Annotated in this window: 11 protein-coding genes; 8 read left to right on the top strand and 3 right to left on the bottom strand. The window is 47.8% G+C overall.

Annotated elements, in window-relative coordinates; translation table 11 throughout:
• Positions 1 to 175: 175 nt before the first annotated feature.
• Together aspT and aspD are read left to right on the top strand one after the other, a co-directional pair.
• Positions 176 to 1,870 carry an aspartate-alanine antiporter gene (gene aspT / locus DWZ67_RS18025; protein WP_120139458.1) on the top strand — a complete coding sequence of 565 codons (1,695 nt, stop codon included), beginning with the start codon at positions 176 to 178 and terminating at the stop codon, positions 1,868 to 1,870.
• Positions 1,871 to 2,146: 276 nt separating this feature from the next.
• Positions 2,147 to 3,781, top strand: a complete 1,635-nt coding sequence (gene aspD, locus DWZ67_RS18020; RefSeq protein ID WP_120139457.1) for an aspartate 4-decarboxylase — start codon at positions 2,147 to 2,149, stop codon at positions 3,779 to 3,781.
• A gap of 33 nt (positions 3,782 to 3,814) precedes the next feature.
• Here aspD and DWZ67_RS18015 read toward each other — a convergent pair whose 3' ends face one another.
• From DWZ67_RS18015 to DWZ67_RS18005, 3 genes are all read right to left on the bottom strand, one after another.
• The gene (locus tag DWZ67_RS18015) at positions 3,815 to 5,128 is read right to left on the bottom strand and encodes a sensor histidine kinase (RefSeq protein WP_044467309.1); all 1,314 of its coding nucleotides are present in this window, start codon (positions 5,126 to 5,128) and stop codon (positions 3,815 to 3,817) included.
• Positions 5,119 to 6,480, bottom strand: a complete 1,362-nt coding sequence (locus DWZ67_RS18010; protein ID WP_044467310.1) for a sigma-54-dependent transcriptional regulator — start codon at positions 6,478 to 6,480, stop codon at positions 5,119 to 5,121. The genes DWZ67_RS18015 and DWZ67_RS18010 overlap by 10 nt, the downstream gene beginning before the upstream one ends.
• Positions 6,481 to 6,623: 143 nt before the next feature.
• Positions 6,624 to 8,111, bottom strand: a complete 1,488-nt coding sequence (locus DWZ67_RS18005; RefSeq protein WP_120139456.1) for a TolC family protein — start codon at positions 8,109 to 8,111, stop codon at positions 6,624 to 6,626.
• A gap of 288 nt (positions 8,112 to 8,399) precedes the next feature.
• On the opposite strand from DWZ67_RS18005, the gene mce reads away from it, so the two are divergent.
• From mce to DWZ67_RS17975, 6 genes are all read left to right on the top strand, one after another.
• Positions 8,400 to 8,816 carry a methylmalonyl-CoA epimerase gene (gene mce, locus DWZ67_RS18000; RefSeq protein WP_009036790.1) on the top strand — a complete coding sequence of 139 codons (417 nt, stop codon included), beginning with the start codon at positions 8,400 to 8,402 and terminating at the stop codon, positions 8,814 to 8,816.
• Between the two features lie 58 nt (positions 8,817 to 8,874).
• Positions 8,875 to 10,428 (top strand): acyl-CoA carboxylase subunit beta, encoded by a 1,554-nt coding sequence (locus tag DWZ67_RS17995; protein ID WP_005826784.1) that lies wholly within the window; start codon positions 8,875 to 8,877, stop codon positions 10,426 to 10,428.
• Positions 10,429 to 10,459: 31 nt separating this feature from the next.
• Positions 10,460 to 11,392: an OadG family transporter subunit gene (locus DWZ67_RS17990; protein WP_008663742.1), complete on the top strand. Its 933-nt coding sequence runs from the start codon at positions 10,460 to 10,462 to the stop codon at positions 11,390 to 11,392.
• Positions 11,393 to 11,415: 23 nt separating this feature from the next.
• The gene (locus tag DWZ67_RS17985) at positions 11,416 to 11,850 is read left to right on the top strand and encodes a biotin/lipoyl-containing protein (protein ID WP_005826788.1); all 435 of its coding nucleotides are present in this window, start codon (positions 11,416 to 11,418) and stop codon (positions 11,848 to 11,850) included.
• 1 nt (position 11,851) lies between these two features.
• Positions 11,852 to 13,012 carry a sodium ion-translocating decarboxylase subunit beta gene (locus tag DWZ67_RS17980; RefSeq protein WP_005826789.1) on the top strand — a complete coding sequence of 387 codons (1,161 nt, stop codon included), beginning with the start codon at positions 11,852 to 11,854 and terminating at the stop codon, positions 13,010 to 13,012.
• A 172-nt stretch (positions 13,013 to 13,184) separates the two neighbouring features.
• Positions 13,185 to 14,537 carry a tetratricopeptide repeat protein gene (locus DWZ67_RS17975; protein ID WP_120139455.1) on the top strand — a complete coding sequence of 451 codons (1,353 nt, stop codon included), beginning with the start codon at positions 13,185 to 13,187 and terminating at the stop codon, positions 14,535 to 14,537.
• The last annotated feature ends 76 nt before the right edge of the window (positions 14,538 to 14,613 follow it).

Raw genomic sequence — 14,613 nt, 5'->3', positions numbered from 1 at the left:
TAATTTAGACGGCAAAGGTACGGAAGAAAACTTTTCTTCAGAGTTCGGTTTTACGGAATAAATGTTCTAAAAAACTCCTTTTGCACCAAACACTTCCCGTTAAAAGCCGTTGTATAGCGAAACGACGCTCCAGAAAGCATCGGAACAACCAATATATAACCTAAACAACTTGATTATGGAATGGATTTTCAATCAACTTAGGGAACGCCCCGAACTTGCCATTTTCCTCACTATATTCCTGGGATTCTGGCTGGGAAAGCTACGCATCGGTAAGTTTACACTGGGTACTGTAACCAGCGTACTGCTTGTAGGTGTATTGGTGGGGCAACTGAACATTGCCGTGCCAGGCCCAATAAAATCAGTATTTTTCTTGCTGTTCCTTTTTGCCGTAGGCTATAAAGTAGGCCCCCAGTTTTTCCGAGGACTGAAAAAGGACGGATTGCCCCAAGTAGGCTTTGCCGTACTGATGTGTGTATCCGTCCTGCTAGTGACCTGGCTGCTGGCCCTGATGATGGGCTACAATGCCGGTGAAGCTGCCGGACTGCTGGCCGGTTCGCAGACCATCTCCGCCGTCATCGGAGTGGCAGAAGACACCATGGCCAATATGGGGCTGGACGAGGCCCAACGACAAAGTTACGTCAACATCATTCCCGTATCCTACGCCGTCACCTACATTTTCGGGACGGCAGGCTCGGCATGGGTTCTGTCATCCATCGGCCCCAAGATGCTGGGTGGACTGGAAAAGGTGAAAGCCGCCTGCAAGGAACTGGAGGCAAAGATGGGTAGTTCCCTGGCTGACGAACCGGGATTCATGCCGGCGGCACGCCCCGTCACTTTCCGTGCCTACCGGGTCGAAAATGAATGGTTCAAGAATGGAAAGCGGGTGATTGACCTGGAAGTTTACTTCCGGCAACACGACAAACGTCTTTTTGTAGAGCGTCTCCGCAAATCCGGCGTTGTAGTGGAAGTCAGCATGAACTTGCAGATAGAGCCGGGAGACGAAGTAGTGCTAAGCGGACGCCGCGAATACATCATAGGCGAAGAAAGCTGGATAGGGCCGGAAGTACAAGATGCCCAGCTCCTGGATTTTCCTGCCGAAAAGTTACCGGTTACAATCACACGCAAGACGGTTGCCGGCAAGACGGTTGCAGTTATCCGAAGGGAAAAGTTCATGCACGGTGTCAGTATCCGGAGCATCAAGCGCGCCGGAATATCCATTCCCGTGCTGGCACAAACGGTAGTAGATGCCGGCGACGTCATCGAAGTGGTAGGTACCAGGCAGGAAGTGGAAGCAGCAGCCAAACGTCTGGGGTATATAGACCGTCCTACCAACCAGACGGATATGATATTCGTAGGCCTTGGTATCCTTGTCGGAGGTTTGTTCGGAGCACTTTCCGTCCATATCGGCGGCATCCCCATCAGCTTGAGCACAAGCGGCGGCGCATTGATTGCGGGCTTGTTCTTCGGCTGGCTCCGCAGTAAGCACCCCACCTTCGGGCGCATTCCCGAACCTTCACAATGGGTGTTGAACAATGTCGGTCTGAACATGTTCATTGCGGTAGTGGGCATTTCGGCAGGTCCCAGTTTCGTGCAGGGCTTCCACGACGTAGGTATCAGCCTGTTTCTGGTGGGAGCAGCCGCCACCACCCTGCCGCTGATTATCGGCTTGCTGCTGGCAAGGTATGTTTTCAAGTTCCATCCGGCACTGGCTTTGGGCGTCTGCGCGGGGGCACGTACCACTACGGCCGCTTTAGGCGCGGTGCAGGATGCCGTTGAGAGTGAGACACCTGCTCTGGGATACACCGTGACCTATGCCGTGGGCAATACCTTATTAATAATATGGGGTGTAGTCATCGTTTTGCTAATATAAGACGATTCTGTACCAATGCTTACTAATCCGGAGCATTCAAAGAATTATTGCCGGAAATGCAAGCGACTATATACCCATTCACTAATAGCTATTCGTCCGACAGCTGTCGGACGATAATTCAACAGTTGTCGGACGATGATTCAACAACTGTCGGACGAAAAGGAAACATATATCGGACGATTAATTTCAAGCAAGGAAAGAAATAGTATACCGCATGAACAGAGATTATTCGCCGAATGACTGAAAACAATAAATAACGAACCTAAACTTGAGCTTATGGATACAAAACTTTTAGAAAAGAAAATGGAATCTATCAGTCCTTTCGAACTGAAGAACCGCCTGATAGACATGGCAGACGAGAGTCTGAAGAAAACCGCCCGTACCATGCTGAACGCAGGGCGCGGCAACCCCAACTGGATTGCAACCGCTCCACGCGAGGCCTTTTTCCTATTGGGAAGCTTCGGCTTGGAAGAGTGCCGCCGCATCATGGATTTGCCCGAGGGCATTGCAGGCATCCCCGAAAAAAAAGGCATTGCCTCTCGCTTCGAAGCCTTCCTGAAAAAGAACAATAACGTACCGGGCGCCAAATTGCTGGAACAAACCTACAACTACCTGCTGATGCAGCATGCCGCCGACCCCGACAGCCTTGTACACGAATGGGCCGAAAGCATTGTAGGCGACCAGTATCCCGTGCCCGACCGCATCCTTCATTTTACGGAAATCCTTGTGCAAGATTACCTTTCGCAAGAGATGTGCGACAACCGTCCTCCCCGGGGTGCCTATGACCTGTTTGCCACCGAAGGTGGAACAGCCGCCATGTGCTACATCTTCGACTCCCTGCAGGAAAACTTCCTGCTGAACAAAGGGGACGGCATCGTCCTCATGGTTCCTGCCTTTACCCCCTATATTGAAATCCCACAACTCAGCCGCTACCAGTTTCGAGTGACCAAAATACATGCCAACCGCATGAATAGCGAAGGGATGCACCTCTGGCAGTACAGCGACGAAGACATAGACCGCTTGAAAAGCCCTAAAATCAAGGCCCTCTTTGTCACCAATCCCAGTAATCCGCCCAGCTACACACTCAGTCCGGATACAATGGCGCGCATCGTGAGCATCGTCAGGAATGACAACCCTAATCTGATGATTATTACAGACGACGTATACGGTACATTCAGTCCGCACTTCCGTTCGTTCATGGCAGAAATTCCCTACAATACGCTTTGCGTCTATTCATTCTCCAAATACTTCGGTGCCACCGGATGGCGCAATGCGGTCATTGCCCTGCACGAATTCAACCTGTTCGACAAGCTGATAGCCAAACTGCCGAAAGAGAAACGGGAGATTCTGCACCACCGCTACTCCACCCTCACTCTGGAACCTGAAAGACTGAAGTTTATCGACCGTATGGTTGCCGACAGCCGTCAGGTGGCACTGAACCATACCGCCGGACTGTCATTACCACAACAGATGCAGATGGGCCTTTTCGCCGCCTTTGCCCTGCTGGACAAGGAAAACAAATACAAGCAAAAGATGCAGGAGATTATCCGCCGCCGATTGCATGCCCTTTGGGAGAATACCGGTTTCACGCTGACGGAAGACCCGTTGCGCGTAGGTTATTATACAGAAATCGACATGCTGGTTTGGGCAAAGAAGTTCTATGGGGACGACTTTGTAGAATATCTGAAACGTACCTACAGCCCGCTGAACGTAGTCTTCCGCCTTGCCAAAGAAACCTCTCTGGTGCTGCTGAACGGCGGTGGTTTTGACGGCCCCGAATGGAGCGTGCGCGCCTCACTCGCCAATCTGGACGAGAAAGACTATGCAACCATCGGCCAAGGCATTAAAAAGATACTGGAGGAGTATGCAAAAGAATTCTTTAAAAATGGAAAGGCGAAAGGTAAAAATTGAAAATTGAAAGGTGAAAGGTAAAACTTTCAAATTTCAATTAAATAGTATACGGAAGCGGGTCAATCCATCGTTGTAGGTACGTAAGGAGAACGTGCAACCATGACGGCTCAAAACTTCCCGGATAAACACCAGGCCAATTCCCTGCCCGTTCGGCTTGGTGGAAAAGAAGGGGCTGAAGAGTTTAGCTTCGGTCTCTTTACTTATCCCCGGACCATTGTCAACGACTTCGACAGAAGCGGGGGCAGTGGTCCTTACTATTATCTCACCTTGCTGTCCGTTTTCTCCGGCATCCCCCTCTATACTTTCGGCAGCATTCTTGATGATATTCACAAGCACCTGCTCAAAAAGAGAAGCATCCATACGCACCATTCCCACCTCCGGGTCGCATTCCAGACGTAGCTCTATATTGCGGTCATTGCACATTCCTTCCATGAAACGCTTGCACATGGACACCAACTCATTCAGTTGGACGGGTGCCAGGGTAGGTTCGGGTATCTTTACCACATCTGCAAAACGGGTAATGAAACGGCTCATCGAGAAACAACGCTCCGTACAGACGCGCATCACGTCGCAGATGTCCTCCATATCATCTTCTGTAGAAAGTGCCTGCTCCACTGTATCGAGTGTGGAAGTGATGCCCGCAGTGGTATTGTTCACTTCGTGAGCTATCATGCGGATAACCTTTTCATAGGCACGCTTCTCGGCACGCATCACTTCTTCTGTCATACGCTCTATCAAGAAAAAAGGATGTTTGAACCCTCTGTCAATAAAAGAAGAATGGGTGCATTTATAAATATTCGCATCATTGAGACGGACCACTGCCGTCTCGTCTTTGGGAATGGACGAAAGTTCGGCAGCCAACGGAGAGTCCATCTGGTCCAGCCGCTTTGCCATCGCCTCCTCCATACGGACACCGAGCATCTTTACCGCCATCGGATTCAGTTGAGACACTTCATCGTCCATTGTCAGGATAACAACCCCCATTGGAGATGCCTGAATCAACAAATCCAAGAAGTGATTCTGCTCGCGCATGCGCAACCGTTCATTCTTGAGCTGCTCCATCATTCGGTTAAAGATATTCACAATGCGGTCTGCTTCGTACTGCCCTACCCGGCTGAGACGACTACTGAAATCCTGCTCGCGCAGCAACTCCATACCGCTGCCTATGGTGTTCATCGGCTTCACTATCTTATTATAGAATACTATCAGATAGATAAGGATAAACCCGATGAGCCCCTCCAATACGTACAGATACAAAAGCGGCTTCCCACTCAGCAAATATACCAACATTCCACCCAGACCGAGCAGAAAAAGGACAAGTATGAAGAAAAAGAATTTTATGCGCACGGGACTTGAATATTATATTTTTCCAAACGTCTGTAAAGCGCAGCGCGGCTGATGCCTAATGACACTGCCACCTGACTGAGATTCCCTTTATGCTGTTCCAACGCCTGCAAGATAGTCTGCCGCTCTATTTCATCCAAGGTCATACCTGCAAAAGAAGTACCTTCGGCAGCTTTGGCCGGTTCGTCGTGACGCAGATATTGGGCATCGAAATCCGCGGCATCCAGCACCGGCTTGCCGCTGACCAGAATGGTACGCTCCACCAGATTCTTCAACTCACGAATGTTGCCCGGATAAGGCAGGCGGGAAAGGAAATTCAGAGCGTCGGCCGAGAAATCCGTACGCGGCAAGCCGTTCACCTCTGCCTGACGGTCGGCAAAGTGACGTGCCAGCAAAGGAATATCTTCACGGCGCTCCCGCAAGGAGGGCAGTTTTACGGTAATCAGGTTGATACGGTAAAAAAGGTCTTCACGGAAAGTACGTTCGGACACCATCTTGCGGAGGTCTGCATTAGTGGCGGACACAACGCGCACATCGACTTTGCGGGGACGGCTATCGCCCAGCACTTCGAATGTCTGGTCTTGAAGCACGCGCAGCAGTTTCACCTGGCAGGAAGGGTCGAGGTCACCAATCTCGTCGAGGAAGATAGTACCTTTATTTGCCATTTCAAAACGCCCTATACGGTCGGCGCTGGCATCGGTAAACGCCCCTTTCTTATGGCCGAACATCTCGCTCTCGAACAAGCTCTGCGAGATGCCGCCGAGATTCACCTTGACAAAAGGCTGCTTCACACGTTGGCTGTTGATATGGATGGCTTCGGCAATCAGCTCCTTGCCCGTTCCGCTTTCGCCCGTAATCAGCACCGAAGCATTGGTACGGGCTATGCGGGCCACTGTGTTCAACACTTCCATCAACCCTTTGGACTTACCTATAATATGGCTGCGATTCAATGCGGTAGTCTGTTCTTCCGGCACCTCTTTCGGGGCGGCCGTAAGCTCAAGGGCCGTCTCGATGCGCTGCAAAAGAGCAGCATTGTTCCAAGGCTTGGTTATGAAATCGAATGCGCCGGCCTGCATACCCTGCACGGCAAGCTGGATACTTCCCCATGCCGTCATCAAAATAACGGGCACATCGGGACGGAACACCTTTACCTGCTTCAATAAGGTAAGTCCCTCTTCTCCGGTAGTGGAAAGAGTGAAGTTCATATCCATCAAAATCAAGGCGGGAGCTTCGGCCCTCACTATGTCCATAGCTTCGCGAGGGCCCGGAGCCGTTTTCACCTCATATCCGGCACGCTTCAGCATAAAGCTGAGGGAAGAGCGCACAGCACTATCGTCGTCTATTATCAGTATCATAAAAATTGTAGTTTGTTTCCCGCAAAAATAAGTAAAAAAGCAGAGTTATGAATGATAAGTTATAAGTTATTTACCTATAATATCGCATATACGGTACTTTTACCGGCAAATAACTCATAACTTATCACTTGCAACCCGTCGACTTATCCTCTTACCACCTCTTCAAAATCAGCTTCCAATTCCGTATCGCGTTCAAAATCCCAAAGGGTCAAGCTGCGGAGCTGATAGAAGTAATACCAATAGTAGTACAGCTCTGAAATATGCTTTTGACGGGCTTCGTCTTTAGAGTTCTGTGCATCGTTCAGGTCCAGGGTGCTGATTTTACCTATCATAAAGGTCTCTACACTAGTCTTGTAACGCTTCTCAGCAATGACATCCGCCTCTTTGGCTATGTCCAGCTGTTGCGCCTGGTTGTTGAAGTTAGCCACCAGCAAAAAGATGTCCTGGTTAAAGTCCATCTGTTCCTGACGGATTCTGGACAAGACCACTTCACGGTTGCTCTTTGCCACTCTTACCTTGCCGCGGCGCTTGCCCCAGTCAAGGATAGGAATCTTGACGCCTACCTGCACAATCTGATTATCAAGCAAGTCCCGGTAGGCTGAAGAGAATTCATGGTTCTGCCCCGTATAGCCCACACTGGCAAAGAGGTCGATGCTGCGCAAGTTTCCGCGTGCCGTTGCCACTTCATAATCAGCTTCGAGCTGGCGGCGGCGAATGTTCTGTGCAAAGGAGTTGCGTTCCAGTGCCTTGTTCAGCACACGGTCATACTCCATCTTTATATCGGGAACAGTGGCGGGCAACACCGGATTCAGGCTTTCCTGCTCGGACACCCCGAGGAAAGAACGGAGCTGGAACATTTTTGCATTTAGGTTGCTCTCTGCCTCAGTCACGTCGGCCTTGCCCTGCAATGAATTCAGTTTAAGCTGCAACAAATCATTCTCGGATATCTGTCCCATTTTACGTTTGGCTATGGCCACTTCATAAAGGCGGTCGGCATTCGTCTTGTTCTGCATGGCGGTAGCGAGCGATTCTTTGGCCAGCAGCAACTCAAAGAAATAAGTGATGGTTTTCATCGTCACCTCTTCCGTAGCTGAAATGAACTCGGCCTTTGCCTCGGCATAGCGTACGGGCTCTATACGGCGGTTCCACTTCAAGGTATTCACTCCGAAGACCGGTTGCGTCAACTCCAGACTCACGGGGACTGACATGAACTGCTTCGCTCCTCCGGAACCCAGTTGTTTGAGATAATCCAGCGAAGAAGTCAGTGACAGCTTACCCCCCGTAAACCAAATGTTCTGGTCTACCGAAAGCTGTCCGGACAGCCCCAGTGTATTGTTGCGAACAAAGCTATAGGAGCCGTCGGAATTCTGGTAGGTACTGTAGGACTTGTTATAGTTGGGTAGTGTACCGGTGAAATTCACTTCCGGCAACAAGTCCGCACGGAATGTACGGTATTCCCAATACGCGGTTTTCAATTCATTCAATGCCACAGCAGCATCCACAGACTGCGTACGGGCCAGTACAATGGCCTCCGACAGCGTAATATTGCGTTCATGTCCCAAAGTATCATTCTGCGCCATGGTTGCCAACGGCATCAAAAAACAAACTGCAAGTAAAATATTCTTTTTCATGTTCAATCTTTAAAATTGTCGCAAACAGAAAAGCAAAGAGTGTGCCAAGTGGCCGGAAAGGTTTCATAGAGGGGTAAGTGTTCATTTTCGGACAGTGGGGATGTCCGTTAGCGGACGATATCAGGAAAACAACCGGTCTCTATCTAAAGTCTGAAAAAATCCTTCTAAAGTTCAATTATCCATGAATTAATTGATGAAAAATTTCTTTATTAAGGAAGAATTCTCTTTCTTTGTGCTGCTTTATACCTTTATTAAAAGGATACAATACTAACATTAATTTATATAGTTATGAAGATTTCACACATTGAGCATCTGGGCATTGCCGTTAAGAGCATTGAAGAAGCCCTTCCGTACTACGAAAACGTTTTAGGTTTGAAATGCTACAACATCGAAACCGTGGAAGATCAGAAAGTTAGAACCGCTTTCCTGAAAGTGGGCGATGTAAAGATCGAATTGTTGGAACCTACTTCTCCCGAAAGCACAATTGCCAAATTCATTGAGAAGAACAACGGCAACGGCGGCATGCATCATCTGGCATTTGCCGTTGAAGACGGAGTGGCCGGTGCGCTTGCAGAAGTCGAAGAAAAAGGTATCCGCCTTATAGACAAAGCTCCCCGCAAAGGTGCAGAAGGTCTGAACATTGCATTCCTGCATCCGAAGTCAACTCTCGGTGTCCTGACCGAGCTTTGCGAGAAACCGGAATAAGCAAGACTGTAAAATCATCAAATCATAAATTGTATAAACACTTAAAGAATATAAATTCATGAGTAATCAACTTGAAAAGATTAAAGAGCTTATAGACCGCCGCGCTGCAGCACGTCTCGGTGGTGGTGAAAAAGCGATTGCAAAGCAACACGAGAAGGGTAAATATACAGCTCGTGAGCGTATAGCCATGCTTCTTGACGAAGGCAGTTTCGAAGAAATGGACATGTTCGTAGAACATAGATGTACGAACTTCGGCATGGAAAAGAAACACTACCCCGGTGACGGTGTAGTAACCGGTTGCGGTACAATCGAAGGCCGTCTGGTTTATATCTTCGCACAGGACTTCACAGTTTCTGCCGGTTCACTGTCCGAAACCATGTCTCTGAAAATCTGTAAGATTATGGACCAAGCCATGAAAATGGGTGCTCCGTGTATCGGTATCAACGACTCGGGCGGTGCACGTATTCAGGAAGGTATCAATGCCTTGGCTGGCTACGCTGAAATCTTCCAACGTAACATCCTTGCTTCCGGTGTCATCCCGCAGATTTCCGGTATTTTCGGTCCTTGTGCCGGTGGTGCCGTTTACTCTCCTGCATTGACTGACTTTACGCTGATGATGGAAGGTACATCCTACATGTTCCTTACCGGTCCGAAGGTAGTAAAGACTGTAACCGGAGAAGACGTAAGCCAGGAAAACCTGGGTGGCGCGAGCGTTCACTCCACCAAATCAGGTGTTACTCATTTTACTGCACAGACAGAAGAAGAAGGTTTGGCCCTTATCCGCAAACTGTTGAGCTACATTCCCCAGAACAATCTGGAAGAAGCTCCCTATGTAGACTGTACAGACCCTATTGACCGTCTGGAAGATTCCCTGAACGATATCATTCCTGATAACCCGAACAAACCGTACGATATGTACGAGGTAATTGGCGCTATCATAGATAATGGTGAGTTCCTCGAAATCCAAAAAGATTATTCAAAGAATATCATTATTGGTTTCGCACGTTTCAACGGACAGTCCGTAGGTATTGTTGCCAACCAGCCGAAGTATCTGGCAGGTGTGCTCGACAGCAACGCATCCCGCAAGGGCGCACGCTTCGTCCGTTTCTGCGACGCCTTCAATATTCCTATCGTATCATTGGTAGACGTACCGGGATTCCTTCCGGGAACCGGCCAGGAGTACAACGGCGTCATCCTGCACGGTGCCAAACTGCTGTATGCATACGGTGAAGCTACTGTACCCAAGGTTACCATCACACTGCGTAAATCCTACGGTGGTTCGCACATCGTGATGAGCTGTAAGCAGCTGCGTGGCGACATGAATTATGCTTGGCCTACTGCTGAAATCGCTGTAATGGGTGGTGCAGGTGCTGTAGAAGTATTATATGCCCGCGAAGCCAAAGAGCAGGAAAATCCGGCTCAATTCCTGGCTGAAAAAGAGGCTGAATACACCAAGTTGTTTGCCAATCCTTATAATGCAGCTAAATATGGCTACATTGATGATGTTATCGAACCGCGTAACACACGTTTCCGCATCATTCGTGCCCTGCAACAGTTGCAAACCAAGAAATTGACTAACCCGGCTAAGAAGCATGGTAATATTCCCTTGTAATCAAGCTTTTCACACTAAAACAAGAACGATTATGAATAAAACAAAAATCGGAATATTCCTTTCATTGATGCTGGTGTTAGGCTTTTGCTCTTCTTGCAAAGAACAGAAATCGAACAACAAACTGCTGCTGAATGAAGTGCTGGTCAACAACGAAAGCAACTATCAGGATGACTACGGTGTGCACAGCGCATGGATTGAAATATTCAACAGATCATACGGCAGCGCCGACCTTGCAGGTTGCTATCTGAAATTCAGCAGCCAGCCGGGTGATACTGCCAGTTATTTCATTCCCAAAGGTGACGTTCTGACACTCATAAAACCACGTCAGCATGCACTTTTCTGGGCTGATGGAGAACCAAGACGCGGTACATTTCATACGAACTTCAAACTGGATGCCACAAATGCCAACTGGATTGGGTTGTATGATTCCGGCAAGAAATTGCTTGATCAAGTCATAGTGCCTGCCGGTACTTTAAAAGCCAACCAATCCTATGCCCGTGTCAGTGATGCAGCCGACCAATGGGAAGTAAAGGGTGGAAGCGAAGATAAATATGTCACTCCGAGTACCAACAACAAGACTATCGACAGCAATGCCAAAATGGAAAAATTCGAAGAGCATGACAGCGTAGGTATCGGTATGGCTATTTCTGCCATGAGCGTTGTATTCTGCGGGCTGATATTACTCTACATCTCCTTCAAGATTATAGGTAAAATATCAGTTAACCTCAGCAAACGCAATGCTATGAAAGCTAAAGGTATTACTGATAAACAAGAAGCAAAAGAGAAACAACTGGGGCAGGCTCCGGGAGAAGTTTTTGCTGCCATTTCAATGGCCATGCACGAATTCCAAAGCGATGTACACGATGTGGAAGACACGATACTTACCATTACCCGTGTAAAACGCAGTTACTCACCGTGGAGTTCAAAGATTTATACGTTGCGTGAGACTCCTCACAAAAAGTAAGTCACCCATAATAAAATAAAACGATGAAAGAATATAAATATAAAATTAACGGTAACGTATATAAAGTTGCCATTGGAGATATTGAAGACAACATCGCTCACGTAGAAGTGAACGGTACTCCCTACAAAGTTGAAATGGAAAAAGCACCGAAGGTAGTCGTTAAACCGGTAGCACGTCCGGCAGCCACATCCGCTCCTGCTGCTCCTGCTACTCCGGTAGTAAAACCGGCCGCTGCTTCTACCGGCAAGTCAGGTGTAAAATCTCCGCTTCCCGGTGTAATCCTCGATATCAAAGTAAATGTCGGCGATACAGTAAAGAAGGGACAAGTTATCATCATTCTGGAAGCCATGAAGATGGAAAACAATATCAATGCTGATAAAGACGGTAAGATTACAGCCATCAATGTAAACAAAGGGGACTCTGTTCTCGAAGGTACTGACCTCGTAATTATTGAATAATATGGGAGAATTTATCACATTTTTAGGAAACAACCTTGCCGACTTCTGGACTTATACAGGTTTTGCCAATGCAACGGTAGGACATGTGGTAATGCTTCTGGTAGGTTTGTTTTTCATATACTTGGCTGTAGCCAAGGAATTTGAGCCGATGCTATTAATTCCTATCGGTTTCGGTATGCTGATTGGTAATATACCTTTCAATATGGAAGCCGGATTGAAAGTCGGTATCTATGAAGAAGGTTCCGTACTTAATATTCTGTACCAGGGAGTAACCTCCGGTTGGTACCCGCCACTCATATTCCTGGGTATCGGTGCCATGACGGATTTCTCCGCTTTGATATCGAACCCCAAATTAATGTTGGTTGGTGCAGCAGCCCAATTCGGTATATTCGGTGCTTATATGATTGCCCTTGCCATAGGATTTGACCCGATGCAGGCTGGTGCAATCGGTATCATTGGTGGTGCCGATGGTCCGACTGCCATCTTCCTCTCTTCCAAACTGGCTCCTAACTTAATGGGTGCCATTGCGGTATCAGCCTATTCATATATGGCATTAGTACCGGTGATACAGCCGCCTATTATGCGTTGGCTGACCAGTAAAAATGAACGTCTTATCCGTATGAAACCTCCCCGTGTGGTTTCACATACGGAAAAAGTAATGTTCCCGATTATCGGTTTGTTACTGACCACATTCCTTGTACCATCCGGTCTGCCTTTGCTGGGTATGCTGTTCTTCGGTAATTTACTGAAAGAAAGTGGAGTTACACGTCGTCTGGCAAACACAGCCAGTGGTCCGCTGATTGATACCATTACTATTCTGCTTGGTTTGACAGTAGGTGCTTCTACGCAAGCATCCGAGTTCTTAACCCTTGATTCAATCAAGATATTCGGTCTGGGCGCCTTATCATTTGTCATTGCCACAGCATCCGGTGTCATCTTCGTGAAGATTTTCAACCTCTTCCTGAAGAAAGGCAACAAGATTAATCCGTTGATCGGTAATGCCGGTGTATCTGCCGTACCCGACTCTGCACGTATCTCCCAAGTAGTAGGTCTGGAATACGATCCTACCAACTATCTGCTGATGCATGCCATGGGCCCGAACGTTGCCGGTGTAATCGGTTCCGCTGTAGCAGCAGGTATCCTGCTGGGATTCTTAATGTAATACATTTATTCATTCCGTTATCCGGATTGAATTCCGAACTATTTTAAAGCCCCTCCATCATTTTTGGAGGGGCTTTTTCGTTAATCTATCTAAAACAGATTACGATTATTTCGTAAATACATTCTTTTTAGTAACTTGCAGTCAGTTTAACCTCATATAAATGATATACTGTATGCGAAAGCTTTTTATCTCCTTATGTTTCAGTGCATGCTGTTCGCTTCTGGCGGCACAGACCACAAATCCCATTCAAGAGGCGATGGCCAACTACGATTATGAAACAGCCTTGATGTTGATCGATCAAGAAACCCCGACCGTCCCCCTGCTCTACCAAAAAGGGAAAGTGCTGAAAGGACTGGGCAATAACCTTGAAGCTCTGAGCGTATTTCAAGAAGTCGTAGCTCAGGATTCTCTCAATCCCCGGGCATACATTGAAGCTGCCGAATGCTGCAAATCACTAGCCAAATATAGCGAGGCACTGGATTACTACCAGAATGCGCTCCACATAAATCCGGACAATAAATACGCACGCATCCAGTATATCAGTCTGCTGATGAACATGAAGAGATACCGTGAGTCTCTAAAGGAAAGTAACCTGCTGGCAGAAAGGGACAGTTCCGCCTATGTACTACACCTTAGAGCCGAAAGTATGGGGCAAGTCTATGACAACACAGAAATCATGCATGTGATAGATGCCTATCTGGACATACAGAAAAGATATCCCAATGATTACCTGTCTGCTGCCAAACTCGGCAACATCTATGTAGCAGGCCACCAGTATGAAGACGCCATAAGCATAACGGAGAAATACCGTTCCATAGACTCCACCAACGTCCTTGTGAACCGCATCAATGCCCAAGCCTATTGCCTGAACAAAGATTACCCCAAAGCAATAGAAAGATATGAACAACTGTTACAGGAAAAAGACAGTTCTTTCCAAACCTGCTTCTACGCCGGAATCAGTTATTATGCCCTCGAAGACTTCTACCCAGCACACGACCTGCTGGAAAGGGCTCTTAAAGATGACAATACCAACATCAACGTTCTCTATTATCTGGGACGCGCCTGCTCCAAGACATCATGGAAAGAGGATGGAGTGACTTATCTGGAAACTGCCGTAAGCCTCGCCATGCCCAGCGACAGTGTCATGTCCCGCCTATATGTGGGGCTTGCGGACTGCTACAAGATGGCATTTCAATACACCGACCAGGCGAATACCCTTCTGACACAATACGAAAAATACGACCGGCAGAAACACAAACTGCTCTACGACGCAGCCTTTATCTATTATTACTATCTGAAAGATGCGTCCAAAGCAGAGAGATACCTAACGGCCTACCTGAAAACCCGTCCGAAAAACAGCAAGGACAAAGTGCAGGAAGTAGATGCGGACGGAGTTCCCATCATCGGAGAAGACAACCGATACAATGCCGCCGAAAACTGGCTGAAGGACATCAGAGAAAAGCGCAAGAAAGAGGACTTCTTCAAGGGAAAGGTTGATACCGCCAGCGTAACCCCCATCAAATAGCCCCAATGAAAACGTTTGCATAATATAATAAAGTACAGTAACGGAGAAAGATTAACTTTCTCCGTTATTTGTTTTA

This window comes from Bacteroides sp. AF34-31BH, from assembly GCF_003602795.1.
GTDB lineage: Bacteria > Bacteroidota > Bacteroidia > Bacteroidales > Bacteroidaceae > Bacteroides > Bacteroides uniformis.
Note: the sequence above shows the minus strand (reverse complement) of the source record. Positions and strands in the feature narration are given on the sequence as shown.